The following is a 24189-nucleotide window of genomic DNA, read 5'->3' as shown; positions in this document are numbered from 1 at the left end:
GTACTAGTTCTGCATTGGCATCGTAGGCCAACCGAACAGAAGGCACGGCGACGACAGGGTGACTGAACCGGAATCGAACATTTTCGGGCGCTGGAGGAGGTCAGGCGTGCGGCCATAGCCACGAAACTGAACGACCCCCGACGCATCGTACAAGCAATCCTGTTCGCACCCGATGTCCGTTCTTGCGTCCTGTCCCACCATCACCTGTCAGGATATATGCCATGCAGATCGATCGTCGTTCGTTGCTGTCTGTCGCCGCCGCTGGAGCTGGCATGGCTTCGCTGCCGGGCGGTACCGCGCGGGCAGCCCCTGCCGCGTTCCAGTCCAACTGGTCCTCGCTCGTCGGCGGCTATCACGCACCTGACTGGTTCCGCGATGCCAAGTTCGGCATATGGGCGCACTGGTCGGCACAGTGCGTGCCCGAAGCGGGCGACTGGTATGCGCGCGACATGTATCTTCAGGGCAGCCGCGCCTATCGCCACCATGTGCGGCATTACGGCCATCCGGCGGATATCGGCTTCATGGAGATGTATCCGCGCTGGACGGCGGCACGCTGGGACCCCGAACGGCTGATCGATCTCTACCAACGGGCCGGTGCGCGCTATTTCATGGCGCTCGCCAATCACCATGACAATTTCGATACCTATCCGTCGAGCCATCATGGTTGGAACGCGACGCGCTACGGCCCCAAACGCGATATCGTCGGCACCTGGGCTAAACTCGCGCGCGATCGGGGCATGCGCTTCGGCGTGTCCAATCATTCTGCGCATGCGTGGCACTGGTATCAGCCCGCCTATGGCTATGACCCGGAAGGGCTGCGGGCCGGCCAGCGGTACGACGCATCGCGGCTGACCCGCGCCGACGGTATCGGCAAATGGTGGGACGGGCTGGACCCACAACAACTTTATACCGGGCGCACGATGCCGATGCCCGACGGCATCCGATCGATCGCGGACGCCAATGCGTGGCACGAGGCGCACGACCGCGTATGGACGGAGGAACCCCCTGCGCAGAACCCCGCGTTCGTTCGCAATTGGCTGTTGCGTTGCCGGGAGCTGGTCGACCTGTATCGCCCCGATATGCTGTATTTCGACAACTTCACGCTGCCGCTGGGTCAGGCGGGGCTCGATATGGCGGCGTATATGTACAACCGGTCGATGGACTGGCACGACGGACGCAACGAAGCGGTGGTAACGGCCAAGGCGACGCCTGCAGAGCGCCGCCCCGGCATCATCGACGTCGTCGAACGCGGCACGCACGATTCGATCCAGCGTTACCCGTTCCAGACGGAAACCTGTCTCGGCAACTGGCATTACGATCGCGACCTGTACGCGCGGGACGGCTACAAGACGCCGCGCAAGGTGCTGCACACGCTGTGCGATGTGGTTGCCAAGAACGGCAATATGATGCTGTCCGTGCCGATGCGCGGCGATGGGACAATCGACGAGAAAGAAGAAGCGATCGTCGAGCGGATCGCCGCATGGATGGGACGTTATGGCAGCGCGCTATACGGTTCGCGGCCATGGCATCTGCTGGGAGAAGGACCAACCGCGTCACGCTCCGGCCAGTTCAACGAAGGCGGACAGGACACGCCCTATACCCCCCGCGACGTCCGATATGTGCGCAAGGGAGCGGCAGTGCATGCCTTCACGCTGGGCTGGCCTGAAGACGGCGTGGCGCGTTTCCCGGCACTGGCGCGAACCGGCACGCCGCGACGCGTGACGATCCCGGGCGACGCCCAACCGTTGACCTTCCGCCGTACCGCGCAGGCACTGGAAGTCGATCTGCCGTCCGGCTTGCGCAACGATATCGGCGTTGGCCTGGTCGTCGAGGGTGACGGATTGACCCGGGACGGATAACCGTTTCCGATACTGTGCGTTATGCTTTCCGTCCCGCGCGAAGCCAAGTTTCGGCGTCGGCGACCGTTCGAATACCTTTACCCTCACATCAATTACGTCGATCATCGCGTCTCGAAAGTGGTCTGCATCGGCGACGACCACAACGTGCCGCTCGGGTTTCTTTCGTTGACGGAGGCTGTCATGACGGTCGCGATCGTTATGTCGGTGATGGCGGCACCCCCGTTTCCCGCCAGGCGTTGAGCCAGCCTGCGCGCCAAGTCCTGATTCCTAGCCCATCGGCGGCCAGCACAAAGGGACATCACCTTCCAAGATCAGCGGACGGTCAAGCCGCCGCTGGGTCTGGGGCGGATGGCCGAAATGGCGCAAGAATGCGCTGCGCATCCGCTCCGCGTCGACGAATCCCACAATCCGAGCGACCGTCGCGACTTGTTCGGTGCCATCGCGCAGGCGGATGCGAGCGGTTTCGCACCGCAGGCGTTCTATCGCCCGCGCTGGCGTCTCTCCGGTTTCCTTACGGAACAGCCGTGCGAACTGGCGCACGCTCAGACAGGCGGCTTCGGCAAGGCGATCGATCGGCAGTGGCTCGGACAGATGATCGCGCGCGAACGTCAACGCCTTGCGGATGCGGTCGGTCTGTGGCTCCATCTGGGCGATCGCCGCGTACTGCGACTGTCCGCCCGGTCGACGGTGGTACACGACGAGCTCGCGCGAAACCGCCTTGGCGATTTCGGCACCGTGATCGATCTCGATCCGGGCCAGCATCAGGTCGATGCCGGCCGTCATGCCGGCCGACGTCCAGATCGCACCGTCGTTGATGAAAATGCGATCCGCATCGACCGTTACCGTCGGATATTGCTCCTGAAGCCTCGCCGCGAACTGCCAGTGCGTGGTTGCCCGCCTGCGATCCAGGAAACCGGCTGCGGCAAGCAGGAATGCCCCGGTACAGATGCTCGCGATGCTGAGGGCACCGGCAGCGGCTCGTCGGATGCCCCCGACATTGCCGGTTTCCAGCATCGGGTCAATTCGCCCGCCGACCACCACGACCGTCTCGGCTAAGAACGATCCGGCGGCGCGCGTCGCCAGTCCGAACCCTGCGTCTCCATGAACGACCGCTCCGTCGGCGGATACAAGATCGATCCGGTAGTGCTCGCGTTCCAGAAGGCGGTTCGCCGCGGTCAGGGCGGCCGTTGGACCGGCCAGATCAAGTAACTGGAACCCATCGCACAGGTAGAAGGCGAAGGACGTGGACATGACACTACCTTGGGAATTGCGACAATCGGTCCCTAAACGAACCATCGACCGGTGCACCTGCAAAATCCACCAATGGCCGGAATCAAGGGATCATTGCCCTACAGCCACGGAAGGGGAACGGTTATGCCGCCGCGTCTGCACAGTCCGCACAATGGAACGCGCCATGAAAATCACGTCATATGACGGCATGCTTGCTGCCCTCGCACCCGAAGGCGTGCCGTCCTTTCACGTCGGCATTCTCATCGGCCCCGGTTTCGTACCGATGGACATCATCGGGGTTCAGACGGTGCTGGCGATGATGCCGGGATCCCGAATCCATTTCATCTGGAAAAATCGGGACGTGGTCGAGGGGTTCCGGTCGTGGCCGACTGTTCCAACGATGACGTTCGACGACTGCCCGCCGCTGGACGTCTTCGCGGTCGGCATGAACCCGCCGGAGGTCCAGAACGATCCCGAGGTCATCGCCTTCACGCGCAGGGCCGCGGGTAGTGCGCGCTATGTGATCGGCGTCTGCAACGGCGTCGCGCTGCTTGGCGCAGCCGGGCTGATCGCGGGCCGGACGGTGTCGAGCAATTTCGCCGCGGAGCAGCTTCTGCAGGAACTGGGCGCAGGCCAGGTGCTTGCGTCGGGCGACGGCCCGGCGGTGGACGGCAACCTCTACACCGCCGGACCCGGCATCGGCAGCTTCGAGGTGGCACTGCTGGTCGCGGCGGACGCTTTCGGGCGCGAGGCGGGCGAACTTGCCGAATTCGCCATCGAATATGATCCGCATCCGCCGTTCCACACCGGCACCGTGGCGACAGCCACGCCGCAAATGATGGACGCGGCCCGCGGCATGATCGGCCCGATCATCGCGCAGTATCGGCGTTGAACCTCATCCTCCATTCAGACGCGACAATGGATCGACGCGCCTTTCAATCCGCACATGGAGTTTCCCCGATGTTCAGGTTCCTGTTCTCCGTCATGCTCGGCCTTGCCGCGATCCTTCCGGACGCCGCCAATGCGCAGGACGCGAGCTTCTATCAATGCCAGAATGACCGCATTCGGATTTCGATCGCCGCCATGCCGCTGGAAAAGGCGATCGCCGGCTTTACCCGGGCCACCCGCTGCCCCGTGTCGCTCGACGTCGATGCGATGAAGGGCCGCCCGACACGCACCATGCGCACCGCGCGCGTCGCGGGACGCCTTACCCCTGAACAGGCACTGACCCGGATGTTGCGGACCACTCCGCTCAAGGCGCGGATGATCCATGGCGGCTTCTCGGTGAACAAATGACCCTGGCCGGCATTCCCCTTCCGCACCGTGCCCCGCCGGTGGAGGGGCAGGATGTCGTCCGCTATCCGTTGTCGCTGCGGCTGCTGCACTGGACCCGCGCGCTGCTGGTGATCGGAATGCTGGTGGCGGGCTGGGTGATGACCCGGCTCGGCGATGCGGTGCCGGTGAAGTACGGTACGCTCTATCCGATGCACAAGTCGTTCGGGCTGCTGGTCTTCTGCCTCGTCGTCGTGCAGATCGCGATCCGTTTGCGTACGGTGCTTCCCCCGCCCGCCGCTGCCGTAGCATTGTGGGAAGCTCGGCTCTCGAAGCTGGTCCATGCGGTGATGTACGTCCTGCTCGTGACCGTCCCGCTGATGGGCTATGCCATGTCGAGCAGCTACAGCCACAGCGACGGCGTCACCTTCTTTGGCGTGCACGTCGCGGAACTGCTGCCCAAGGACGATGCGCGTTTCGCGGTCTTCCAGTGGCTGCACCGGATCCTGGCCTATACGTTGCTGGTCTTGGTCGGGCTGCATGTCGCCGGCGTCGTGAAGCACCGCTATTTTGACAGACGGCCCGGCAGCGACGTCCTGCCGCGCATGCTGTAGCCCGGACCCTGCCGATCCGCTTCCCGTCGGAGCCGGTCCGATATCCCCGTTCGATCGATAAGGAGTATTCCATGCCCTATATCATTCACGGTGCGACCGGGGCGCAGGGTGCGCCCCTGCAGGCACTGCTGCTCGCCTCGGGTCGGGACGCACTCGCGGCGGTCCGCGATCCGGCCCGTGCCGAAGGCAGGCCCGCGATCCAGGTCGACAATGCGTCAGTGGAATCGCTGACGGCGGCGTACACCGGTGCGGACGGCGTGTTCGTGCACCTGCCCCAAGCGGCAGAACCGGCGCGCCTGCAGCAGGCAAACAATATCGCGGATGCCATCGCCGCCGCCCGACCGGAGCGGGTCGTGATCTCGACCAGCGGCGCGATCATCGATGCGCCGGGCAGCGCGCTCCAGGTATCGGCCAACAGCGCGATTGGCACGCTGATCCGTCGCATCGCCGACAGTGGCGTTTCGCACGCCGTCATCGCACCACGCCTGTATCTGGAAAACCTGCTGCTGCCGATGGTGATCGGCCCGGTACAGGCCGACGGTCGCCTGCCCTATCCGCTGCGGGCCGATTTCGTCGTGTCGTGGAGTTCGCACCTCGACGTGGCCGTCGTGGCGGAACGGTTGCTGGCCGACCATGCCGTCACCGGGATCGTCGGCGTCGGCCACCTGCCCGGCCTGACCGGGCCGGAACTGGCGCGGGTCTTCGCGGCGCATCTGGGGCGCGAGGTCCGGTTCGAGGCGCTGTCGCCGGAAGCCTTCGGTACATCGCTCGAAGCGCTGATCGGGCCGGCCGCGGCATCCATCGCAGCCTTTTATGCCACGATGGCGCAGCTGTCCGACAACGTGATCGCTGCGGACACCGCCGCGCAGCACCGGCTGGGCTTGGCGCCGCGCGGCGTGGGGCAGTGGCTGACGGACATGGGCCTGTAAGCGGATCGGTCGGCGCGTCAGCCGGTTTCGGCGATACCTCGCATGACCTTCCAGCCATGGGTGATGCCCGCACCCGCGCGCAGCACGGGGCGAGCATCATCGCCTCGGCCACCTGCTCCTTCGACACGCCGGCCTGGACCATGAACCGCTTGCGGGTGACGAGGTCGAAGGTGCCGATGTGCGCATCGAACACGGCCTTGTCGAAGCCGAAGCAGACCGCGACCATCTCGGGTGCCGCGTGTCGCAGGCAGGGGGTGTAACGGAAGTCGTCGTGGCTGTGTATCCGGGCAAGGCTGACCCAAGCAGGGTCAGGCGCCCAGCAGGTCAGACGTCGACACGACCCTGGCATAGGCGAAGGCCAGCGCCGCCATGAACGCGGCGTGGACCTGCGCCGCGGGTACCTCGACGCCCTCGTGCGACAGGGCCATCGTGGCGCAGGCATCGCCAACGACTGTCACGCCGTACCCGAAATCGAATGCGGCGCGGGTGGTCGCGTCGATGCACATGTGGCTCATCGCACCGACGATCACGACGTCCGCCACGCCCGCGTCGTCCAGCAGCGCTTTGAGGCCGGTGTCGCGGAATGCGTTGGGGTAGTGCTTGGCCAGCACCGTTTCGCCGTCGATCGGCGCGGCGGCCGCGATGATCTCCGTGCCGTTCGTGCCGACCGCGAACGGGGCGTCGGCGGAACCTGGCGCCTCGTGGCGGAAGTGGACGATAAGCTCCCCCGCGTCGCGCGCCGCGTCGATCACGCGGCGGGCGTTGGCGACGGCCCGGTCCAGCCTTTCCAGCGGCAGCTTGCCACCGGCTTCATATTCGTTCTGCAGGTCGACGACGATCAGGGCGCGCTTGGCCATGGTCTTGCTCCTCGTTTGGATGAGGAGCTGTTCTATCGACCGACGCAAGCCTATGTCAGTGGCGGATACGACAAACAGCGGGTCGATAACGACATGATCGATATAGCTATCCTGACCTATCCCGGTGCGCAGCAGGCTGCGGTGCTGGGCATGGCCGACCTGTTCGCGGCGGCCGATCGCGGCGGCGCGGCGCTGTCGGTCGGGCAATGGACGGTGGCCGACGGCGCGATGGCGCGGGTGGATGCGCCTGCGGCAGGCACCCCGCTGCCGTCGATCTGCATCCTGCCACCCACATTGGGCGGGCCGCGCGACGACATCGATCCGGTCCTCGTGCGCTGGCTGCGCGATCGACATGCGGACGGCGCGGTGCTGGCGTCGGTCTGCCTCGGCGCGTTCGTGCTGGGGGAGACGGGGCTGCTCGACGGACGGACGATCACGACGCACTGGGCCTATGAGGATCAATTCCGCAGCCGCTTCCCCAAGACTTCGGTCGATACCGACCGGATCGTCATCGACGACGGCGACATCATCACGGCGGGCGGCGTCATGGCATGGACCGACCTGTGCCTGACGATCATCGCCAGGTTTATTGGCCACGCTGCGATGCTGGAGGTGGCGCAGACATTCCTGATCGATCCGCCGGGTCGGGCGCAGAGCTACTATAGCGGGTTCAGCCCGCACACCGGGCACCAGGACGCGGCCATCCTGCAGGCGCAGCGGTTCCTGCGCGACAGCGACGGGAAGATCGTCGACGTCCCCACCCTTGCGGCGCGGGCGGGGCTGGAGGAGCGCACATTCCTGCGCCGCTTCCAGAAGGCGACCGGGCACACGACGACAGAATATTGGCAGCGTCTGCGCGTCTCCAATGCCAAGGCGAAGTTGCGCGACACGGATCTTGCCATCGACCAGGTTGGCTGGGATGTCGGCTACACCGACCCCAGCGCATTCCGCAAGGTATTCAACCGCATCGTCGGCCTGACCCCGTCCGAGTACCGGCGACGGTTCACGAACGGGGGCGGGATGCCGAGCCGCGACGGTCCGTGATTACCGCGTGCCCGGATATTCCATGAACAGCGCGACGTTGCGCGCGGCCTTCGGACCATAAACCTTCGTGATATCGGCCAGCGCGATGTCGAGCGCGCGGGTCGCCTCGTGCGCCTTGAGCGGGGCGAGCGTGCGTTCGACCTTTGTCGGGCCACCGACGACCAAGTCCGGCAGGACAACCAGCCCGTGCGCCAGACGAACGGGTGCCTTGCTCGCTGCGATGGCATAGGCCATCGTGTTGCCCGTCCGGCTATAGGCCTCCGCGGTGAAGGCCAGCGCGATCTCGTCGTCGCCAGCCTTGACCGGAATGGCGAGCGTCACGTCGGGTTTGGCATCGCGGGCGGGCATGTCGGCGTTACCGGGATCGGACTGGAAGGCGTCGCTGTCGTGGCGTGAGCTCCAACCGTCGATGCCGACGTCGCGCGCGACCTGCGCCGCCTTTTCGGGACCGGCAATCGCCTCGACGAGCGCGATCGAGGTCGGCATCGACGCGCTGACTCCGGCGCTGGAGACGACCTTGCCGTCTGCGACGTAGCGAATGTTCTTCTGCCACCTCACGTTCGGGAAGCGCTTCGCCCGAAAGCTCTCGTTGCTGTAGTGCGAGGTCGCCCTGTGCCCGTCGAAGATGCCGGTGTTGGCAACGGCCATGGCACCGTAGCAGATGCTGATAACGGTACATCCCTTGTCGGCTTGCGACTTTATCCATTTGAGCAAGCCGGGATCGCTGTCGTTCTCGACAGCCGGCACGAAGATGTAGTCGGCACCTTGGGGGTGGCTCTCGTCGAACGCATCGACGGTGGTCTGCAGCTGGAAGGTCAGCGGCTGCATTTTCACCGGACCAAGCGTGACCGAGACCGAGACGACGTCCGCGACGCCAGAACGTGCCATCACACCGAACGGGATGCAGAAATCGCTGATGATCGTGCCTTCGTTCAGGCCGACGACGGCAACCAGCGGTTTGGTGCGGCCGAAGCGCGGCTGATAGGGCGCGATCTTTTCGGGCGTCGGGTTCTTCGAGGCGTCGAACATCGTGGACGCGGTCGCGGCCTGCGCCGCCAACGCTGCCCTGCCGCCGAGTGCAAGACCGCCTAGGGCCACTGCGGTGGATGCGATCGCCGTTCGTCGGTTGATGGTGTGCATGGGAGCCTCTGATAGCCGTGGTATGCAATCGCCTCTCGGCCGCCGCCATGATGGCGTAAAGGACGCAGATCGCTCACATTCGGCCATGCGTGGCGGGAGGGCCGGACAGGGCCTGTGCAGGCGGTATCGTGCAGCATTCCTGCCAAGCCACGACCGACGGACTATAGCAGAACGGCGCGGATCGCGAAGGCGACCACCCCGAGCGCCGACACGCTGGCGGCCCAGATCGCCGCCATCCAGCCCAGCCTCAGCAGCAGCGGTCGTTCGGGCGCGGCCATCAGTGGTATCCTTCGCCGACCTTGCCCCGGAACACCCAATAGGCCCAGGCGGTATAGCCGATGATGACGGGAATGATGACGACGGTGCCGACCAGCATGAACAACTGGCTCTGCGCCGGTGCCGCCGCCGCCCAGATCGTGACCGCGCGCGGCACGACATAGGGAAAGATGCTGATGCCAAGGCCGATATAGCCCAGCAGGAACAGCGCCAGCGAAGCCAGGAACGGCAACTTCTCCCGCCCGCGCGCCACCGACCAGAACAGGACTCCGGTGATGACGACGATCAGCAACGGCACCTGCGCGGTCAGCAGGACGCCCGGCATCGCGAACCAGCGCCGCCAGTAATCATAGCTGAGGAACGGCGTCGCCACGCTGACCGCCGCCATCGCGACGACCGTGGCGATGGCCAGCTTCGTGGCCATCCGCCGCGCATGGGCCTGTGCCTCGCCATCGGTCTTGCCGATCAGCCATGTCGCGCCGAGCAGCGCATAACCGATCGCCACCGATGTGCCCGTCAGGATGGTGAACGGAGTCAGCCAGTCCAGCCAGCCGCCGGCGAAGGCCCGGTCCACGACCCGGATGCCTTGGAGGATCGCGCCCAGCATCATCCCCTGCGCGATCGCCGCCACCAGCGAACCTAGCGTGAACGCCCGATCCCACCAGTGCCGGTGCGACGGATCGCGCCAGCGAAACTCGAACGCCACCCCGCGAAACACTAGGCCCAGCAGCATGGCGATCACCAGCGGATAGGTGGCGGGCAGGATGATCGCATAGGCAAGCGGAAAGGCGGCAAACAGCCCGCCCCCGCCCAGCACCAGCCACGTCTCGTTCCCGTCCCAAACTGGCGCGATCGAATTCATCGCCGCGTCGCGTTCCGCCCCGACCCTGAAGCCGGGGAACAGGATGCCGATACCCAAGTCGAACCCATCCATGACGACATAGGCGAAGATGCCGAACGCGATGATGATCGCCCAGATGACGGTCAGGTCGAGGCTGTAGGTTACGCCGGTCATGCGCCGCGCTCCTGAGTCGGCTGCTCGAAGGCGACCGCTGGCGTGATACCGGCAGCATGGCGCGGCGTGCAGCGGGGTTCGGCCTCATGCGCTTCGGGTGGCTTGGGATCAGGCGCAGGACATAGACGACGCCCATGCCAAAGACTGCGAAGTAGATCACGACGAAGGCCACGAGCGAGGTCGCCACCGCGGGTGCCGCGATCGGCGAGCGGGCGTCGGCGGTCAGCATCTGGCCGTAGATCACCCATGGCTGACGCCCGACCTCGGTTGTGATCCAACCAGCCAGCACGGCGATAAATCCCGTCGGTCCCATCGCCAACGCCGCGCGGTGCAGCCAAGGTGTATCGTACAGCCGCCCGCGCCACCGTGCCCACAATCCCCAGATGCCAAGTACGAGCATCGCCATGCCCAGCCCGACCATCACCCGGAACGACCAGAACAGGATCGTCGTCGGAGGTCGGCGGTTGCGCGGATAATCCGTCAACCCCGGCAGCGGCGCGTTCAGGTCGTGGCGCAGTATCAGCGAACTCAGCTTCGGGATTTCCACGGCATGGTCCACCCGTTCCTCGCGGTCGCTGGGCAGGCCGAACAGGATCAGCGGCGCCCCGTCCGGATGCGCTTTATAATGGCCCTCCATCGCCAGCACCTTGGCTGGCTGATGTTCCAGGGTATTCAGCCCGTGCGCGTCGCCCGCCAGTATCTGGAGCGGCGCCATCACCGCGACCATGCCGAGCCCCATCGCCAGCATCTTGCGTGCGCCAAGGTTCGCGCGGTCGCGCAGCAGGTGCCAGCCACCGACCGCCGCGACGACCAGTGCCGTCGTCAGGAACGCGGCAATGACGGTGTGGGTCAAGCGATAGGGGAAACTGGGATTGAAGATAATCGGCATCCACGATCCCGCCGGCACGAACTGCCCCTGCGCGTTGATCGCGAAGCCGGTCGGGGTGTGCATCCGGCTGTTGACGCTCAGTATCCACGTGGCCGAAATCAGCGTGCCGAGCGCCACCATGCAGGTGGCGAAGAAATGCAGTCCGCGCCCGACCCTGGCGATGCCGAACAGCATGACGCCTAGGAACCCGGCTTCAAGAAAGAATGCCGTCAGCACCTCATAGGCCATCAATGGTACGATCACCGGCCCCGCCCTGTCAGAGAAGACCGACCAGTTGGTGCCGAACTGGTAGGACATGACGATGCCCGACACGACGCCCATGCCGAACACGATGGCGAAGATCTTGAGCCAGTAGCGATAAAGATTGGCATATACCCCGCGGCCGGTCCGCAGCCACAGCCCCTCCAACACCATCAGGAAACTGGCCAGCCCGATCGAGAATGCAGGAAAGATGAAGTGAAAGGCTATCGTGAACGCGAACTGTATCCGCGCGAGGAGAAGCGCATAGTCTGTCATGGAAAACCTGTTTGTCGTGCCGGGGCACAGTGCGCCGCCGGGTGCCGCAATCGCCCGGCGGCACAGTGGATCATTTCGCGCGGGGCGTTGTCGGGGGCGGTGAATCCGGCGCGGGCGCGACGATCACCAGCAGCGCGGTGATCGCGAGCAGCAGGCCAATCACGATATGCAGCCCCCGGCGGAAGCGGCGTTCGCCGGGCGTCAGCATGGTCGTGCCGTTCGGGCGGCCGGGAGAACACGGGCGCACAGGGCGCGCCACATCCTCGCCGGCAGGGACGATGATCGGGACATAGATATTCCTGTTCGACGCGCGATCCGTCGCGGGCGTTCATGGGATCGGAGGTGCGGGCAGGACTGGCTTCTGCGCGGTCGACAGGACGGTCAGCCGCGTAAGTTGCCTATCAGGCGCGCGCCGGGGGGCCCCGAACCCATGGCCGTAATCCTGCTCGCCAGCCAGCGGTGGATACCGGCGGCGGAAGCAGCCCGGTTTCCTCCATGAAGCGCGGCGCGGTTCGAACCAGTACCGGCGTCGCCGAATCCAGCGCCAACATCGACAGGCCGGCATAGGCGCATGGCGCGCCGTGCTGGTCCCGGTCGTCGTGCCGACCTTCGCCCGGCCGCTCTTCCAACCCCGGAATGGTAACGAGCATCGACCGGGTCGCATTACCCGAACAGATCGATACGACCATCCGCCCATGCGACATGACCGGCATATAGCCGGTGGGAACGACAAGACGTAACGTCAACGCCAACATGCAGAGCCACGACAGTCTCATGGGATACTTCCCGACGAGGCGACGAACCATTTGCACGGGACGACGTTACGTGGCCTGCCAGACCTCGTCGATACGACAATATGTCCCGCTGCCGACGCGTCGCACGCGATTGAACTGAGAGTGAACCTTGTCCGCGGTAGATGGCCATTTGCGCGGAACACCCTACGCAATCGGGTCTACAGCTAGGCGCGCTGATGATGACCGCGCAGCGACAGCGATCGATCGAACGCCTCATCTGCCATCCAGACTGCGCCAAGCATCATTCACTGTTGACGAGATGATATACTGTAACAGATAGGCCGCGCAGGGGTTTTTGGGAACGATCATGCATATGGATATTGTTACCGGTCGGCGGGTCAAGCGTCTGGCCGCCATCGGCATCTTCATCGGCACGCCCGTGAGCGCGCAAGATTTGCTGCCCACGGAGAGCCGGGATGAGCGACGTGCAGGCACGGGCGACATTGTCGTAACCGGGCGGTCGATTGCCGACGACGGACAGGTGGCCCTCCCAGTGACCGTGCTGTCGGGCGACGCTCTCGCGCATCGCCGCCAAGGTGGCCTCGGCGAGACGCTGGCCGGGCTGCCGGGCATCCATCTCGACAATTTCGGTGGCGGCGCATCGCGCCCAGTGATCCGCGGGCAGACCCTGCCACGGATCGAGATCCTGAGCGATGGCGCCAACGTGTTCGATGCGTCGTCGGTGTCGCCCGATCATGCGATCGCCACTGATCCGCTGCTGCTCGACTCGATCGAGATCCAGCGTGGCCCGGCGGCCGTGCGCTATGGCGGCAACGCGCTGAACGGCGCGATCAACCTGATCGACGGCAAAGTGCCCAAAGCGGTGCCGGCGGGCGGGCTGACCGGTGCGAGCGAGGTGCGCTACGGCACGGGGGATGAGGAGAAGACCGTCGTCGGCCGGGTGACCGCCGGCATCGGCAGCATCGCCGTGCATGTCGAAGGGTCGCGGCGCACCAGCGAGGATTACGCCGTTCCCGACGGCTATGGCAGCGACACGCTACGCGACTCGTTCGCGGACAGCACCAGCTACAGTGCCGGTGCGTCGTGGATCACGTCGAAGGGATATGTCGGCGCGGCCTACAGCCGGCAGACCGGTACCTATGGCCTGCCCGGCCACAGCCATGCAGGCGGCGCGTGCCACACGCACCAGCTCGACCTGCATTGCAAGATCCACGGCTTCATCACGGATCCCTTCGAGGGAATCGACGACAGCCAACCGGCCACGATCGCGCTGCGCAGCGACCGGGTGGACGTCCGCGCCGATTACGACCGGCTGCTGCCGGGGCTGGATCACGTCCGCCTGCGCGCGTCCTACACCGATTATGCGCATGACGAACGCGACGGGCCGATCGTCTTCTCGCGCTACACGAACAAGGTGTATGACGGTCGCGTGGAGTTGACGCATCGGCCGGTGCTGGGATTCACCGGCGCGTTCGGCGCGCAGTACACCAATGGCCTGTTCAGCGGCCTCGATTCCAGCGAGGCGCATCTAGGCGACATCGCGATGCAGTTCCGGACGGAGAATGTCGGAATATTCCTGGCCGAACGACGGTCGTTCGGAAGACTGGACGTCGAGGTCGCAGCGCGCAAGGACTGGCGCGTTATGAACGCGGTCAAAGAGCCCTATACGATGTTCATCTCCGAACGTGACCTAGCGTCGCCGGAGCGGACCGAACGTTTCCGGCAGCGATACGACCGCGTGTTCGCCAACACTTTTCCCGCGTCCGACGTCGCCCCCTTCTCGGCGTCGCTCGGCGCGACATGGCATGTGGATGGCGGCTATACGGTCGGGATGTCGCTGGCCCGGTCGCAACGCGCGGCGAGCGTGCGGGAGATTTACGCCAAGAACAACAATCTGGCGACCAACAGTTTCGAGGTCGGACTTGCGCGGCGGTTCAACTACGAAACGCTGTTGCCGGCGTCCGACGCGAACGTACTGGAAACCGCGCGGTCGATCGACCTGACCTTCGGCAAGACCGATGGCGCGACCGAATTCGAACTGGGCCTGTTCCACAAGAATATCGACGACTACATCTTCGCTCGCCTGGTCAGCACTGACGGTAGGAACAGGTTCCTGGTCTACACCGCGTCCGACGCGCGGCTATCCGGGATCGACGGACAGATCAGCCACCGGCCGGACACGCGATCGCGCTTCACCATCTTCGGCGATTACGTCGATGCCGACCTGCGTGGCCAGAACGACAACCTGCCGCGTATCCCGCCGGGGCGGCTGGGCGGGCGTTATGCCTACGCCGGCGGCCCGGTGACTGCGGACATCGAATATTACCGCACGTTCACGCAAGGTCGTGTCGCTTCGTATGAAACGCGCACGCCGGGGTACGACATGGTGAATGCCACGGTGGCATACCGTTTCGATCTGGGGGCCGCCAAGGGTGTCGAGCTCTACTTGCGTGGTACCAACCTGACCAACCAGTTGGCGCTTGCGCACACGTCGTTCGTCAAGGACCAGTCGCCGCTACGCGGGCGCAGTATCACGTTCGGTATGCGGCACCAGTTCTGATGGCCGTCAACGTGACGTCCCGCCGGGCGGTTCATATTCCTGTCAGCATGGCGGCTTAAACAGAAACCCCAAGCATCGCGCCGATCAATCACGATTACCCGATCTTCATCGAAGGAAATATTGTATGCGCGTCTCTGTCGTTCGGCTGGCTGGTCCGGCCTTGGCCCTAGTGATTGCCGGCACCGGCACGACGGCCACCGCCGAGGATTTCAAGTACGATTGCCAGAACACGCCGATCGCCATCGCCATTCCGGGCGACCGGCTTGACAGGGCGCTCGACCAGTTACGGCGGGCGACCCGCTGCCCGATTTCGGGCACTAAGCTGGCCAAGGGCAAGCGTTCCAAACCGGTCGTCGGGACGATGGTCCCGGAGGAGGCGCTTCAGGCGATGCTGCGCGGCACGGGTCTGGAAGAGCGGACGATCAAGGGTGGCTTCCAGATCGTCAGGGCCCGTCGCTGAACATCCCGGGCGGGAGGGATGATTCCCGCCCGCCCGGAATAGCTGCCGTCGCACTGGGGGTGATCCTGCCGGCGAACCGTGCCGGCGTCACCGCCGCTTGCGCCGCCGCGCCCAACGCAGCACGCCGGTGGCAAACAGAAGGGCCGGCACCAGCCCGGCGACGAACGCCAGCAGTCGGCCGGCCAGCCCGAATGCCTCGCCCCCGTGCAGCGGATGCAGCCAGTTGAGCACGCTGTCGCCACCGCTTTCCGCAAGGCCGTCACGCACGGCGACGATCCGCCCGCCATGGGGATTCAGCCACACATTGGTCCGCGGGAAGCGGCGGCTGGGCTCGCCCGGCTGCGCAAGGTTGATCCGGACCGGGCTGGCAGTGTCGGCCGGTGTCTCAATCCACGCCAGCGCAGCACCGGGGAAGCGCCGATGTGCACGGGCAACCAGCGCGTCGATCGGCATCGTCTGGCCATCCGGGGCGACGACCCGCTTCGGCGTCACGTACAGCGCGGAAAAACGGGCAAGGATCGGCCGGGTCTGATCGGGCAGGTCGAGCATCACGCCGGTGACGGTGACGACCAGCAGCAGGGTCAATCCGGCCAGTCCAGTCAACTTGTGCCAGTCGTACAGCCGCCGGATCGGCCCCGCATCGCGCTTGAAGCGCAGCGCCCGCGCGACGCCCCGTGCACGCGGCCACCACGCCCACACGCCGCTCACGAGCAGGACGAGCATGGCGATCCCGGCAATCCCCATCGCAGTTCCGCCGGGCTTTTCCAGCAATAGGCGATAGTGGAGATCGTAGAGCCAAGTGACGAGGGTATCGCCCCAGAAGCTGGTTCGGATCGTCGTCAGCCGCACCGGATCGATCCAGACCAGCAACGGCGCGAAATCCCGCCCCGCCCGTTCGCGTGGCGTGTAATAGCGGACGGGGATCGCACCCCCGTCCCCGGTGACCTCGATCCGCCATGCCGCCGTCCGGTCGGGATGTTCCCGGTGGAGCGTATCGACCACCGCCTGCCATGACGGCGGCCGTGCCCCGGTCGGCACCGCACGCAGCGCCGAGTTGAACGCCGCATCGATCTCGGGATAGAATACCAGCGCGCTGCCGGTCAGCCCGGCGCAGGCGAACAGCGCGCCGATCGTCAGCCCCAGCCACAGATGGATGCGGCGCACGACGACGCGCAGCGACGGGTGCGCCGTCTCCATCAGAAGGTCAGGCGCACCGCGCCGAACAGCGACCGCGGATCGGCCGGCGCATGCAGCTGTTGCGCCCCGTCGTACCAGACATATTCGTACCGATCGTCGGCTAGGTTCTTGAGCTGTGCCGAAAGCTCGATCTGCGGCGTCACCTTGTACGCAACCTCCGCGTTCAGCACGACATAATCGCCGTAGCGCCCTTGGCTATTGGCCGGATCGAGTTCGTAGCTGGACTGGCCATTGCCCCAGAACGACAGCCGAAACTTCGGATCAGGCGTAACGTCCAGCCCGCCGGAGAACACGTTCCGCGGAACATGGTCGATGGCGTTGCCCGCTTGCGACGGCGTCGCGGGGTCGGGTGTCACGATCCGCGCGCTCTGGTGCGACCAACTGCCCCACAAGGCGACGCCGCGCACCGGCTTCACGTCTAGCTGGAGGTCGATCCCACGCCGCCGCGTCTTGCCGAGATTGTCGACATCGCCCGACGGATCGTTCAGCCGACGCTTCAGCTCGCCGCTCGCCGTCTGCTGCCACAGCGCGACACGCGCCTCCAGCCAGCGTCCGCGCGTCAGCTTCACGCCGCCTTCGAAGCCTTCGTTGATCGACGCGGCGACATCGGTAAGGCGCGGCGGGATCAGATACGCACCCGATCCCACGCCGATCTGGAACGTCCGCCCGTAATTACCGTACACCGTCACGCCGTGCGCGGGGACGATCGCGACGCTCAGCTTGGGCTGGCTGATCGTGCCGTAATCGTTGATCGGCGCGGTGATGCCCGCGAGCCGGTTGGCGAAATCGCCCTCGATCCGGTCGATCCGCCAAGCCGGCGTGATCTTCAGCCAGTCGGTCGGCGTTACGATCGTTTGGAGGTAGCCGCCATAGACGGTCAGGTCGAACTGCTGGTCGCGCGTCTGGCGGGTGGTCGTGCGGCGGTCGGTCAGCCAGCGCCGGCTCTGGTTGTCCTGCACCTGCACGTCGCCGCCCGCCTCGATCATCAGCGCGGGGCCGGCATGATAGTGGAGCGCGACCGTGCCGCCATATTGCCGTTCGTCGGTGCGCCGCCGCTGTTGCGCGACGTTGGCGGAGAAACGCACGTAGCGGTCGTCGTGCAGGCTGTTGGCATAGCCCTTGACGCTCAGCGCCAAGTCGCCGGTCAGGTCGGAATCGAGGTGCACGCTGTACTGGCCCAGCCGCCGCGTGCCGCCATCGGTTTCGGATACGGCATAGGACCGGCGGCGGTGGGTATAGGCGTCGGCATCGGTCAGGTAGCCGGGCTCCTCGGCCGTCGCGCGCGAATGGCGCACGATCGCGCCCAGCCGCGTCGATCCGAAATCATAGAACCATTTCCCCGCCAGGTTCAGCCGGTCGAGGTCGGCATGGTCGCGATACGCATCGGTGCGGCGATAGCTGACCAGATAGTTCTGGCTGAAGCCGCCGCGCTCCAGTCCCGCCGAAACCTGTCCGTCGATCGTCCCGAACGCACCGGCGATGCCCCGTGCGTCGAGGTAGGTGCCGCCGATCCGCGTCAGGATGTTGGCGTTGCCCGCGATGTTGTGCAGCCCCCAGCGCGGATCGGACGTGCCGCGCACCAGCTCGATCCCGGCGATGTCGAGCGGCGCGATCATGTCGATCCCGGTCATGCCGCCGGCATTGTCGTTGGTCGGCACACCGTCGATCAACAGCTTGACCGCATTTATCTCTCCCTCGCCGTTGAAGCCGCGGATCGAGAAGCGGCCCGAGGTCGTGCCCTGATTGAAATCGGTCAGCACGACGCCCGGCAGGCGTGCGAACAGCTCCCATGCATTGTCGACCGACTGGCGCTGCGCGATATCGCCGCCGAGCAGGTCGACAGAGGTCAGGACGTTTCCGGTCGATCGCGCCATGCTGGGGGCGGTCACGACGATATCGCCGATCGTGAAGCGCGTATCGCCCTCGACGGGGTCCGGGCGCGAGTCCTGCGCGGCGGCCGGGCATCCCAGCGTAAGGCCCAGGACCACGCCGGACGTGGCAAGCATCATGATCTTCACGGCAATATTCCCTGCGTGGTTTGAATGTCATGGTCCATCAGGCAGTCTGGCCGCCAACGGCGGGCGCTTCGGCCTGCATTCCGACGCCGGTGAACCATGCCGTCATCGGCGGGGTGACGTCCGGGCGCGGGGCTTGCACCCAGGCAACGCCAAACCCGCCATCCGTATCGGTCATGGCCGTTCACATCCGGGCCTTGATCGTGACGAAGACCGACCGTGGCTGTGTGGGCATCACGACCGGAAAGGCAAAATACTGGTAGGTGTCGAAGGTGCGCGCGTTGCCCAAGTTGACACCCGAAACCTGCACCGTGAACTGCCCGATGTCATAGGCGGCCTGCGCGTCGATCGCGGCATAGCCCGGCACGGACACGGTGTTGGGCAGCGTGACCTCGCGCGCGGTGAAGGCGGTGACGCCGGCACCCAGCGACAGCCCCTTCGCGTCGCCGTCGACGAAGCGATAGCGCGCGGCGATGCGCCCGCTGTGCCGGGGCACGCGGGGCAACCGGTCGTCGATCAGCGACGCGTTGCTGTCGCGGGTGACCGCCGCATCAGTATAGGCGTAGTTCGCGATCAGCGAAAATGCGGGACGCGGTTCCCAGATAACGTCGGCCTCGACCCCGCGCGAGCGTTGCTGCCCGGTCTGCACCGAAAGGAAGGGATGGGCCGGGTCGGGATCGGGCGTCGCGACATGGTTTCGGGTCTGTTCATACAGCGCCAGCGTGCCGGACAGGCCGAGCCGGGTCGCCGCCAGCTTGATCCCGCCCTCGATGTTGCGGGACGTTTCCGGGCGCGGCGTGAAGCGGGTGAGGAGGCCGAACGCCCCGCGGAAGGCGGTCGAATATCCGGCGTACAGCGCCACCCCCGGCACGACGTCGAACGTCGCGCCGATCCGTGGCGACAGGCGATGGTATGTCGCGTCGGTCGCCTGCTGGTCCTCGCGAAACTTCAGCCGCGTATAGCGCAGCGACCCGGTGAGGTGCAGCCTGCCGTAATCGGCCTGATCCTGTGCATAGATCGCCAAAGTGGCGTATCGATCCGTCTGCAGCAGGCCGGGCCGCAGGACCTGGCCGAACGACACGTCATAGTCCGGATCGGCCAAGTCGATCGAGCCCAGAGGCACCCCGGCAAAGGCCATATCCGAATAGGTCGGTATGGTCGTAGCTGGCGCCGGCGAGGAAGGTGTGCGTCCCACCGAACATTTCGGTCTTCGCGACAAGGTTCGCATCGAACGTCGCCTCCTCGAAATGACTGAGCATGTTGAGGGCCAGCAGCGGATAGCGCGTCGGGGTGGCGGGGGCGGCCGGGTACAGGTCGGGATAGAGGAACGTGCCGAACTGCGGCACGCGGCTGTCATAATAGCGGCCGGTGACCGTCAGCCGCACGTCGTCGGCGAAGCCGTGCCGCAACGTGCCGGTCACCATCCGGTTCGTGACGGTGGAGCGCGGTTGATCGTTCGGCGCGCCGGGAAAGGCATTGGGGTCCACCGTGCCCGCCAGGGCGTGGGCGGCGGGAAGCCCCGAATATTCCAGTTGTTCGCGGCGACCATATTGCCCTTGCACCATCAGGTCGGTCCGGGCGCCGAGCCGGAAGGCGATGCTCGGCTGGACGAAGATCCGCTCGCCCTTGATCCGGTCGATCCAGTGGTCGTTGCCTTGATACTCGGCGGCGACGCGCGCCGAGATGCGGGTCGTTATCGGGACGTCGAGTTCGCCATAGGGGTTGAACGTCGCGAAAGACCCGGCGCGGATCGCGGCATATCCCTGCAGTTCCGTCCCCGGACGCTCGCTCTCGACATGGATGAGCCCGCCCAGCGGCGAGCCGACGCCGCCGCCGTACAGCGTAGCGGTCGGCCCTTTCAGCACCTCGATCCGACGGATGCCGACTAGGCTTGCGGGATCGTTGACGGCCGAGAAGGCACCGAACATCGGCAGGCCGTCCTGATAGATTTCCGCCAGGAAACCGCGCACCAGCGGACCGACCGTCAGCCCCTCCTCGGGCCGGTTGCCAACGACGCCCGACACGTTGGCCAGCGCCTCGCCCAACTGCCGGCGATCCTGATCGCGCAGTAGGGCGCCGGTCAGCACCTGCACCGACTGCGGCACCTGGATGCGCGGCGTGTCTGTCTTCGTCGCGGCGGCCGAACCGGGTTCGGCGTACTGCTCGCGCTGCCCGACCACGACGATGTCCGGCGTCCAGTTCGAAGCACTCGCATCGTTCGATGGCGCGTACTGCGCGTGCGCCGGAACCGCAGCGATGCCGAACGCGGCAAGTGCCGTCGCCGTCAACCTCAGGGGAACCGACGAAGTAGGATTCTTCATCGTGCTTCCAACGTTTTCAAATAGTTCTCGTGATCTTGCGCAGTACCGACAAAGCGCTTCATTCTGGCAAGGTACTCGGGCGGCAGGTCTGCTTCCGCCTTTGCCAGCTGATCGGCGATCCAGTCGGCGTTGAAGTCAGGCACACCGGCGCGTTGCAGATTCTCCGCGCGCCGGATCGAATCGCCACTGCACAGCACCAGTATCCAGCCGTACGCCCCCCGTTCGAATAGGGCCCGTCCGCCATAGTCGCCCTGAGTCCAGTCGGCGATTGCATGATCGCCGCTGATGACCACGGGACCGAGCTCGATCGGAAAGCGAGGGCTACCGAAATGCGCTTCGGTTGCCTCGCGGATACGCGTCTTGTCGATGACCGTATTCTCGATGCCGCAGCCGGCGAGCGCGAAGGCGCCGACCACCCACAGCAGCCTAGGCATCGATCAGCCGCTTCAGCCGGGCGACAGCCTGGTCCACCGGTTCCTTGGCATCCATCGTCTCGGCGAATTGCCCGTTGCGATCGAACAGCAGTATCTTGGCTGTGTGATCGATCGTGTAGTCACCATTGGGCAAGGGCACCCGCTCGACATATATCTTGAACGATTTCTCCATCCGCTTCAGTTCCGCAGGGTCGCCAGTCAGGCCGATCACCGGTGCGTCGAAGATCGACAGGAAGCTGGCGACGTCTTCCCGCTTGTCATGTTCGGGATCGACCGACACGAAGACGATGTTCATGCTGTCCGCCTGTGTGCCGAGCCGTTTGTTCAGCAATTCCATCCGTGCCATCGTCGTGGGACACACGTCGGGACATCGCGTGAAACCAAAGAAGATCGCATAGGGCTTGCCCTTCAGTGTCTGATCGGTGACCGTTGCCCCCTTGGTATCCACCAGCTTGAACGGACCGCCGGGACCGGCCGGCGCTGCCGCCGTGGACTGATTGCCGCCCTCATCGGGTGAACGCGAGCAGCCCGTGATGCCGGCGATGAGCCCCAGCGTCAGGATCGATGCCAGGGCGGTTTCGCGGAGCAGGCCGCGGCTGCGAGGCCCGCGCATCAGTGCTGTGCTCCATGGCCGCCGGACGGCGCGGCATCGCCGGCGCCGCCGACCACGAACGCCACCTTCACGGTGCCGGCCCGGGCGAAGCGCAAGGTCGCCGGCACGCGCTCGCCCGGCTTCAGCGGTGACTTCAGTCCGATGAGCATGATGTGATTACCCCCCGGCGAAAGCGTCGCCTTGCCCCCGGCCGGCACCGCGATGCCATCGGGCAGCGGCCGCATCCGCATGATGCCGCCCTCCATCGACATGGTGTGGATCTCGACGCGCGCCGCGCGGGGTGACGTTGCGGACAGGAGCCGGTCGTCTTGCGTACCGTCATTGCGGATGGTCAGAAAGCCGGCACCGACCGTGGCGCGCGGCGAGGTCGCACGCGACCAGGACTGCGAGACGGTGATCGGGCCCTTGCGGACATCCTGCGCGACGGCAGGCGCGACGAGCGTGGCGGCGAGCGCCAGCGCAATACGATAGGTCATGATCTTCCTTTGATTGTTGGTGTGGTCAGCGCTTCGATGCGGCGGCGTAGCGGTCCGAAACGACCTGCCAGTTCACCACCTGCCACCACCCATCGAGATACTCGGCGCGGCGGTTCTGGTATTTGAGGTAATAGGCGTGTTCCCACACGTCGTTGCCAAGGATGGGGGTGCCCTTCACCTCGGCGACGTCCATCAGCGGATTATCCTGATTGGGCGTCGAGGTAACGGCGAGCGCGCCGTCCGGCGTGACCAACAGCCATACCCAGCCCGAACCGAACCGTTTGGTGCCGGCCTCCTTGAACGCCGCCTTGAACGCGGCGAGCGAGCCGAACTGCCGATCGATCGCGGCGGCAAGCGCCGGGGATGGTCGGCCGGATCGTGCAACCGGCGCCATCGTCTTCCAGAAGAAACCGTGGTTCAAGTGCCCCCCGGCGTTGTTGCGAACGCTTGGCGCAAGCGTGCCCGCCCTGGCCACCAACGTTTCAAGCGGCTGACCGCTGAGTGTGGCGTCGGCGGCCACCGCCTTGTTCAATGCATCGACATAGGCCTTGTGGTGCCGGTCGTGGTGAATGGTCATCGTCTGCGCGTCGATCGCGGGATCGAGCGCGTCGGCCGCATAGGGGAGCGCAGGGAGCGTGAACGGCGCAGGCGTAACCTGAGCAAGCGACGGCACCGCCGCGCACAGGGCGACAATGCCCGGAAGCAGGCTGCGAAACATATGGAAAAGTCCTTCTTGCCGATGGCTCGGACGATCGTCGCACGACACGCCATGCGGTAAACGACCGCGGGGCGTCAGACGCAGGGGATCGATATGACGAGCCGGGCCGCGTGCCGGGTCACAGGTCCGGCATGCAGCGACGCCAACGACGCGCCGGTCAGACCGGCAGGTCGGCGATCACTGTTTGGGCAAGTGCGGTGGTCCACGCAGCGGAGGCCGGAGATACGGCACCGGTCGCTGTGCTGGCCGCGGCGACCCCAGCAATTCCATCTTCGCTACAACGGACAGCGCGGCCGACAGGATGATGGGATCGACGGTGCCGAGCACCTGCGCCGACAGGCCGGAGTAAGCACACGGCACTTCTGGCTTGCCCTGATCGCCGGATTTCCCATGATCGGACATGGTGGCGTGCATCGCCGCCATGTCGTGCGTCATGCCGGGCATCCCCATCGCGACAGATCGGGCACCCGTGCCCGAGCAAATCATGATGTTGAGTGTGCCGTGATCGTTCCCGATCATATATCCCGTCGGTACAAGCAGCTTCAGCAGCAACGTCATCGCGCATATCAGCACAGCGATATTGCGTTGCGCCAGAAGATGCCGGAAGGCCTGCATGATACCCGACTAGCTTTGCCGAACAGCAGTGTCACTTGGACATTGTGTCATAGCTACCGCAGCTACGCCCAAGCGAGCGATCGTGAGCATAGCGGATGCCTCCAGCCCGGCAAACGCCGGCAACGCGATCGATCGCGGCCCGGCCAACGTCCGTATGACCGGAGTTGGACGGTATCCACTGCATTACCGTGAGGTACCCGACGACGAGGCAAATCATGCCGGCAAGCCCTCAGACCTAACCGATCGCTTAACCGTGCGTATGCCGCTTGGCAGCGAATGCTCGCAGCAGGCACGAAAGGTGGTCACACAGTTCTGAAGTACCGGACGGGCGATCACGGTGCACACCCGCACATGTCATCCGTGCGTCATCCATGCTGCCTATCT

At 65.4% G+C, this 24189-nt stretch carries 26 protein-coding genes and 1 pseudogene; 9 read left to right on the top strand and 18 right to left on the bottom strand.

Annotated elements, in window-relative coordinates; genetic code table 11:
* The first annotated feature begins 272 nt into the window (after positions 1 to 272).
* On the top strand, positions 273 to 1859 hold the full coding sequence (locus tag LRA89_RS15655; RefSeq protein ID WP_230771669.1) for an alpha-L-fucosidase: 1587 nt from the start codon (positions 273 to 275) through the stop codon (positions 1857 to 1859).
* Positions 1860 to 2126: 267 nt separating this feature from the next.
* On the opposite strand, the gene LRA89_RS15650 is transcribed toward LRA89_RS15655, so the two are convergent.
* Positions 2127 to 3110, bottom strand: a complete 984-nt coding sequence (locus LRA89_RS15650; protein WP_230771667.1) for a GlxA family transcriptional regulator — start codon at positions 3108 to 3110, stop codon at positions 2127 to 2129.
* A gap of 151 nt (positions 3111 to 3261) precedes the next feature.
* Here LRA89_RS15650 and LRA89_RS15645 point away from each other — a divergent pair, with 151 nt between their 5' ends.
* The 5 genes from LRA89_RS15645 (at position 3262) to LRA89_RS15625 (ending at position 6164) form a co-directional block, all read left to right on the top strand.
* On the top strand, positions 3262 to 3981 hold the full coding sequence (locus LRA89_RS15645) for a DJ-1/PfpI family protein (RefSeq protein ID WP_230771665.1): 720 nt from the start codon (positions 3262 to 3264) through the stop codon (positions 3979 to 3981).
* 68 nt (positions 3982 to 4049) lie between these two features.
* Entirely contained in the window at positions 4050 to 4385 is a 336-nt protein-coding gene (locus LRA89_RS15640; RefSeq protein ID WP_230771663.1) for an STN domain-containing protein, read from the top strand.
* Positions 4382 to 4975, top strand: coding sequence for a cytochrome b (locus LRA89_RS15635; protein WP_230771661.1), 594 nt, complete (start codon positions 4382 to 4384; stop codon positions 4973 to 4975). Before LRA89_RS15640 ends, LRA89_RS15635 begins: the two co-directional genes overlap by 4 nt.
* 71 nt (positions 4976 to 5046) lie before the next feature.
* On the top strand, positions 5047 to 5904 hold the full coding sequence (locus tag LRA89_RS15630; RefSeq protein ID WP_230771659.1) for an NmrA family NAD(P)-binding protein: 858 nt from the start codon (positions 5047 to 5049) through the stop codon (positions 5902 to 5904).
* A gap of 56 nt (positions 5905 to 5960) precedes the next feature.
* The gene (locus LRA89_RS15625) at positions 5961 to 6164 is read left to right on the top strand and encodes a hypothetical protein (RefSeq protein WP_230771657.1); all 204 of its coding nucleotides are present in this window, start codon (positions 5961 to 5963) and stop codon (positions 6162 to 6164) included.
* Between the two features lie 48 nt (positions 6165 to 6212).
* Here the strand turns inward: LRA89_RS15625 and LRA89_RS15620 are convergent, their stop codons facing one another.
* On the bottom strand, positions 6213 to 6761 hold the full coding sequence (locus LRA89_RS15620; RefSeq protein WP_230771655.1) for a cysteine hydrolase family protein: 549 nt from the start codon (positions 6759 to 6761) through the stop codon (positions 6213 to 6215).
* 93 nt (positions 6762 to 6854) lie between these two features.
* Between LRA89_RS15620 and LRA89_RS15615 the strand changes: the two genes are divergently transcribed.
* Positions 6855 to 7805 (top strand): GlxA family transcriptional regulator, encoded by a 951-nt coding sequence (locus LRA89_RS15615; protein ID WP_230771653.1) that lies wholly within the window; start codon positions 6855 to 6857, stop codon positions 7803 to 7805.
* Here LRA89_RS15615 and LRA89_RS15610 read toward each other — a convergent pair whose 3' ends face one another.
* From LRA89_RS15610 to LRA89_RS15585, 6 genes and pseudogenes are all read right to left on the bottom strand, one after another.
* Positions 7806 to 8945, bottom strand: a complete 1140-nt coding sequence (locus tag LRA89_RS15610; protein ID WP_230771651.1) for a DJ-1/PfpI family protein — start codon at positions 8943 to 8945, stop codon at positions 7806 to 7808. It abuts the gene before it with no gap.
* 161 nt (positions 8946 to 9106) lie between these two features.
* On the bottom strand, positions 9107 to 9223 hold the full coding sequence (locus tag LRA89_RS15605; RefSeq protein ID WP_230771649.1) for a DUF2474 family protein: 117 nt from the start codon (positions 9221 to 9223) through the stop codon (positions 9107 to 9109).
* Positions 9223 to 10236, bottom strand: a complete 1014-nt coding sequence (gene cydB / locus LRA89_RS15600) for a cytochrome d ubiquinol oxidase subunit II (protein ID WP_230771647.1) — start codon at positions 10234 to 10236, stop codon at positions 9223 to 9225. The genes LRA89_RS15605 and cydB overlap by 1 nt, the downstream gene beginning before the upstream one ends.
* Positions 10233 to 11641, bottom strand: a pseudogene (locus tag LRA89_RS15595) (cytochrome ubiquinol oxidase subunit I). Before LRA89_RS15595 ends, cydB begins: the two are co-directional and overlap by 4 nt.
* Positions 11642 to 11711: 70 nt before the next feature.
* Positions 11712 to 11849 carry a hypothetical protein gene (locus tag LRA89_RS15590; protein ID WP_230771645.1) on the bottom strand — a complete coding sequence of 46 codons (138 nt, stop codon included), beginning with the start codon at positions 11847 to 11849 and terminating at the stop codon, positions 11712 to 11714.
* A gap of 193 nt (positions 11850 to 12042) precedes the next feature.
* A complete protein-coding gene (locus LRA89_RS15585) occupies positions 12043 to 12417 on the bottom strand; it encodes a DUF2946 family protein (protein ID WP_230771643.1) in 375 nt (124 codons plus the stop codon).
* 331 nt (positions 12418 to 12748) lie between these two features.
* Here LRA89_RS15585 and LRA89_RS15580 point away from each other — a divergent pair, with 331 nt between their 5' ends.
* The gene (locus LRA89_RS15580) at positions 12749 to 14956 is read left to right on the top strand and encodes a TonB-dependent receptor domain-containing protein (protein WP_230771641.1); all 2208 of its coding nucleotides are present in this window, start codon (positions 12749 to 12751) and stop codon (positions 14954 to 14956) included.
* Between the two features lie 124 nt (positions 14957 to 15080).
* Positions 15081 to 15416 (top strand): STN domain-containing protein, encoded by a 336-nt coding sequence (locus LRA89_RS15575; protein ID WP_230771639.1) that lies wholly within the window; start codon positions 15081 to 15083, stop codon positions 15414 to 15416.
* Between the two features lie 87 nt (positions 15417 to 15503).
* Here the strand turns inward: LRA89_RS15575 and LRA89_RS15570 are convergent, their stop codons facing one another.
* The 10 genes from LRA89_RS15570 to LRA89_RS15525 form a co-directional block, all read right to left on the bottom strand.
* Positions 15504 to 16613, bottom strand: coding sequence for a PepSY-associated TM helix domain-containing protein (locus LRA89_RS15570; RefSeq protein ID WP_230771637.1), 1110 nt, complete (start codon positions 16611 to 16613; stop codon positions 15504 to 15506).
* A complete protein-coding gene (locus LRA89_RS15565; RefSeq protein ID WP_230771810.1) occupies positions 16613 to 18622 on the bottom strand; it encodes a TonB-dependent receptor in 2010 nt (669 codons plus the stop codon). The genes LRA89_RS15570 and LRA89_RS15565 overlap by 1 nt, the downstream gene beginning before the upstream one ends.
* Positions 18623 to 18668: 46 nt before the next feature.
* Positions 18669 to 18806 carry a hypothetical protein gene (locus LRA89_RS15560; protein ID WP_230771634.1) on the bottom strand — a complete coding sequence of 46 codons (138 nt, stop codon included), beginning with the start codon at positions 18804 to 18806 and terminating at the stop codon, positions 18669 to 18671.
* 6 nt (positions 18807 to 18812) lie between these two features.
* Complete coding sequence (locus LRA89_RS15555) at positions 18813 to 19730, bottom strand: TonB-dependent siderophore receptor (protein ID WP_230771632.1); 918 nt, start codon at positions 19728 to 19730, stop codon at positions 18813 to 18815.
* Positions 19711 to 20949, bottom strand: a complete 1239-nt coding sequence (locus LRA89_RS15550; RefSeq protein WP_230771629.1) for a TonB-dependent siderophore receptor — start codon at positions 20947 to 20949, stop codon at positions 19711 to 19713. The genes LRA89_RS15555 and LRA89_RS15550 overlap by 20 nt, the downstream gene beginning before the upstream one ends.
* Positions 20946 to 21383 carry a copper uptake system-associated protein gene (locus LRA89_RS15545; protein ID WP_230771627.1) on the bottom strand — a complete coding sequence of 146 codons (438 nt, stop codon included), beginning with the start codon at positions 21381 to 21383 and terminating at the stop codon, positions 20946 to 20948. Before LRA89_RS15545 ends, LRA89_RS15550 begins: the two co-directional genes overlap by 4 nt.
* Entirely contained in the window at positions 21376 to 21996 is a 621-nt protein-coding gene (locus tag LRA89_RS15540; RefSeq protein WP_230771625.1) for an SCO family protein, read from the bottom strand. The genes LRA89_RS15545 and LRA89_RS15540 overlap by 8 nt, the downstream gene beginning before the upstream one ends.
* Entirely contained in the window at positions 21996 to 22472 is a 477-nt protein-coding gene (locus LRA89_RS15535) for a copper chaperone PCu(A)C (RefSeq protein ID WP_230771623.1), read from the bottom strand. The genes LRA89_RS15540 and LRA89_RS15535 overlap by 1 nt, the downstream gene beginning before the upstream one ends.
* Positions 22473 to 22497: 25 nt before the next feature.
* On the bottom strand, positions 22498 to 23190 hold the full coding sequence (locus LRA89_RS15530) for a superoxide dismutase (protein ID WP_230771621.1): 693 nt from the start codon (positions 23188 to 23190) through the stop codon (positions 22498 to 22500).
* Positions 23191 to 23367: 177 nt separating this feature from the next.
* Positions 23368 to 23805, bottom strand: a complete 438-nt coding sequence (locus LRA89_RS15525) for a DUF2946 family protein (protein WP_230771619.1) — start codon at positions 23803 to 23805, stop codon at positions 23368 to 23370.
* Positions 23806 to 24189: the final 384 nt, after the last annotated feature.

Origin of the sequence: Sphingomonas sp. Leaf4 (assembly GCF_920939515.1) — a bacterium.
Taxonomy (GTDB): domain Bacteria; phylum Pseudomonadota; class Alphaproteobacteria; order Sphingomonadales; family Sphingomonadaceae; genus Sphingomonas.
The sequence above is the reverse complement of the archived record's forward strand: the minus strand, read 5'-3'. Positions and strand labels throughout refer to the sequence as shown.

Excerpts from the sequence above, each read along its gene's own strand:
- LRA89_RS15580 (WP_230771641.1), top strand. The coding sequence starts at position 12,749 with ATGGATATTGTTACCGGTCGGCGGGTCAAGCGTCTGGCCGCCATCGGC.
- cydB (WP_230771647.1), bottom strand. The coding sequence starts at position 10,236 with ATGACCGGCGTAACCTACAGCCTCGACCTGACCGTCATCTGGGCGATC.
- LRA89_RS15575 (WP_230771639.1), top strand. The coding sequence starts at position 15,081 with ATGCGCGTCTCTGTCGTTCGGCTGGCTGGTCCGGCCTTGGCCCTAGTG.
- LRA89_RS15570 (WP_230771637.1), bottom strand. The coding sequence starts at position 16,613 with ATGGAGACGGCGCACCCGTCGCTGCGCGTCGTCGTGCGCCGCATCCAT.
- LRA89_RS15635 (WP_230771661.1), top strand. The coding sequence starts at position 4,382 with ATGACCCTGGCCGGCATTCCCCTTCCGCACCGTGCCCCGCCGGTGGAG.
- LRA89_RS15610 (WP_230771651.1), bottom strand. The coding sequence starts at position 8,945 with ATGCACACCATCAACCGACGAACGGCGATCGCATCCACCGCAGTGGCC.
- LRA89_RS15530 (WP_230771621.1), bottom strand. The coding sequence starts at position 23,190 with ATGTTTCGCAGCCTGCTTCCGGGCATTGTCGCCCTGTGCGCGGCGGTG.
- LRA89_RS15640 (WP_230771663.1), top strand. The coding sequence starts at position 4,050 with ATGTTCAGGTTCCTGTTCTCCGTCATGCTCGGCCTTGCCGCGATCCTT.
- LRA89_RS15545 (WP_230771627.1), bottom strand. The coding sequence starts at position 21,383 with ATGCCTAGGCTGCTGTGGGTGGTCGGCGCCTTCGCGCTCGCCGGCTGC.
- LRA89_RS15650 (WP_230771667.1), bottom strand. The coding sequence starts at position 3,110 with ATGTCCACGTCCTTCGCCTTCTACCTGTGCGATGGGTTCCAGTTACTT.
- LRA89_RS15550 (WP_230771629.1), bottom strand. The coding sequence starts at position 20,949 with ATGAAGAATCCTACTTCGTCGGTTCCCCTGAGGTTGACGGCGACGGCA.
- LRA89_RS15590 (WP_230771645.1), bottom strand. The coding sequence starts at position 11,849 with ATGCTGACGCCCGGCGAACGCCGCTTCCGCCGGGGGCTGCATATCGTG.
- LRA89_RS15565 (WP_230771810.1), bottom strand. The coding sequence starts at position 18,622 with ATGATGCTTGCCACGTCCGGCGTGGTCCTGGGCCTTACGCTGGGATGC.
- LRA89_RS15540 (WP_230771625.1), bottom strand. The coding sequence starts at position 21,996 with ATGCGCGGGCCTCGCAGCCGCGGCCTGCTCCGCGAAACCGCCCTGGCA.
- LRA89_RS15645 (WP_230771665.1), top strand. The coding sequence starts at position 3,262 with ATGGAACGCGCCATGAAAATCACGTCATATGACGGCATGCTTGCTGCC.
- LRA89_RS15630 (WP_230771659.1), top strand. The coding sequence starts at position 5,047 with ATGCCCTATATCATTCACGGTGCGACCGGGGCGCAGGGTGCGCCCCTG.
- LRA89_RS15525 (WP_230771619.1), bottom strand. The coding sequence starts at position 23,805 with ATGCAGGCCTTCCGGCATCTTCTGGCGCAACGCAATATCGCTGTGCTG.
- LRA89_RS15605 (WP_230771649.1), bottom strand. The coding sequence starts at position 9,223 with ATGGCCGCGCCCGAACGACCGCTGCTGCTGAGGCTGGGCTGGATGGCG.
- LRA89_RS15655 (WP_230771669.1), top strand. The coding sequence starts at position 273 with ATGGCTTCGCTGCCGGGCGGTACCGCGCGGGCAGCCCCTGCCGCGTTC.
- LRA89_RS15625 (WP_230771657.1), top strand. The coding sequence starts at position 5,961 with ATGGGTGATGCCCGCACCCGCGCGCAGCACGGGGCGAGCATCATCGCC.
- LRA89_RS15620 (WP_230771655.1), bottom strand. The coding sequence starts at position 6,761 with ATGGCCAAGCGCGCCCTGATCGTCGTCGACCTGCAGAACGAATATGAA.
- LRA89_RS15585 (WP_230771643.1), bottom strand. The coding sequence starts at position 12,417 with ATGAGACTGTCGTGGCTCTGCATGTTGGCGTTGACGTTACGTCTTGTC.
- LRA89_RS15535 (WP_230771623.1), bottom strand. The coding sequence starts at position 22,472 with ATGACCTATCGTATTGCGCTGGCGCTCGCCGCCACGCTCGTCGCGCCT.
- LRA89_RS15560 (WP_230771634.1), bottom strand. The coding sequence starts at position 18,806 with ATGACCGATACGGATGGCGGGTTTGGCGTTGCCTGGGTGCAAGCCCCG.
- LRA89_RS15615 (WP_230771653.1), top strand. The coding sequence starts at position 6,855 with ATGATCGATATAGCTATCCTGACCTATCCCGGTGCGCAGCAGGCTGCG.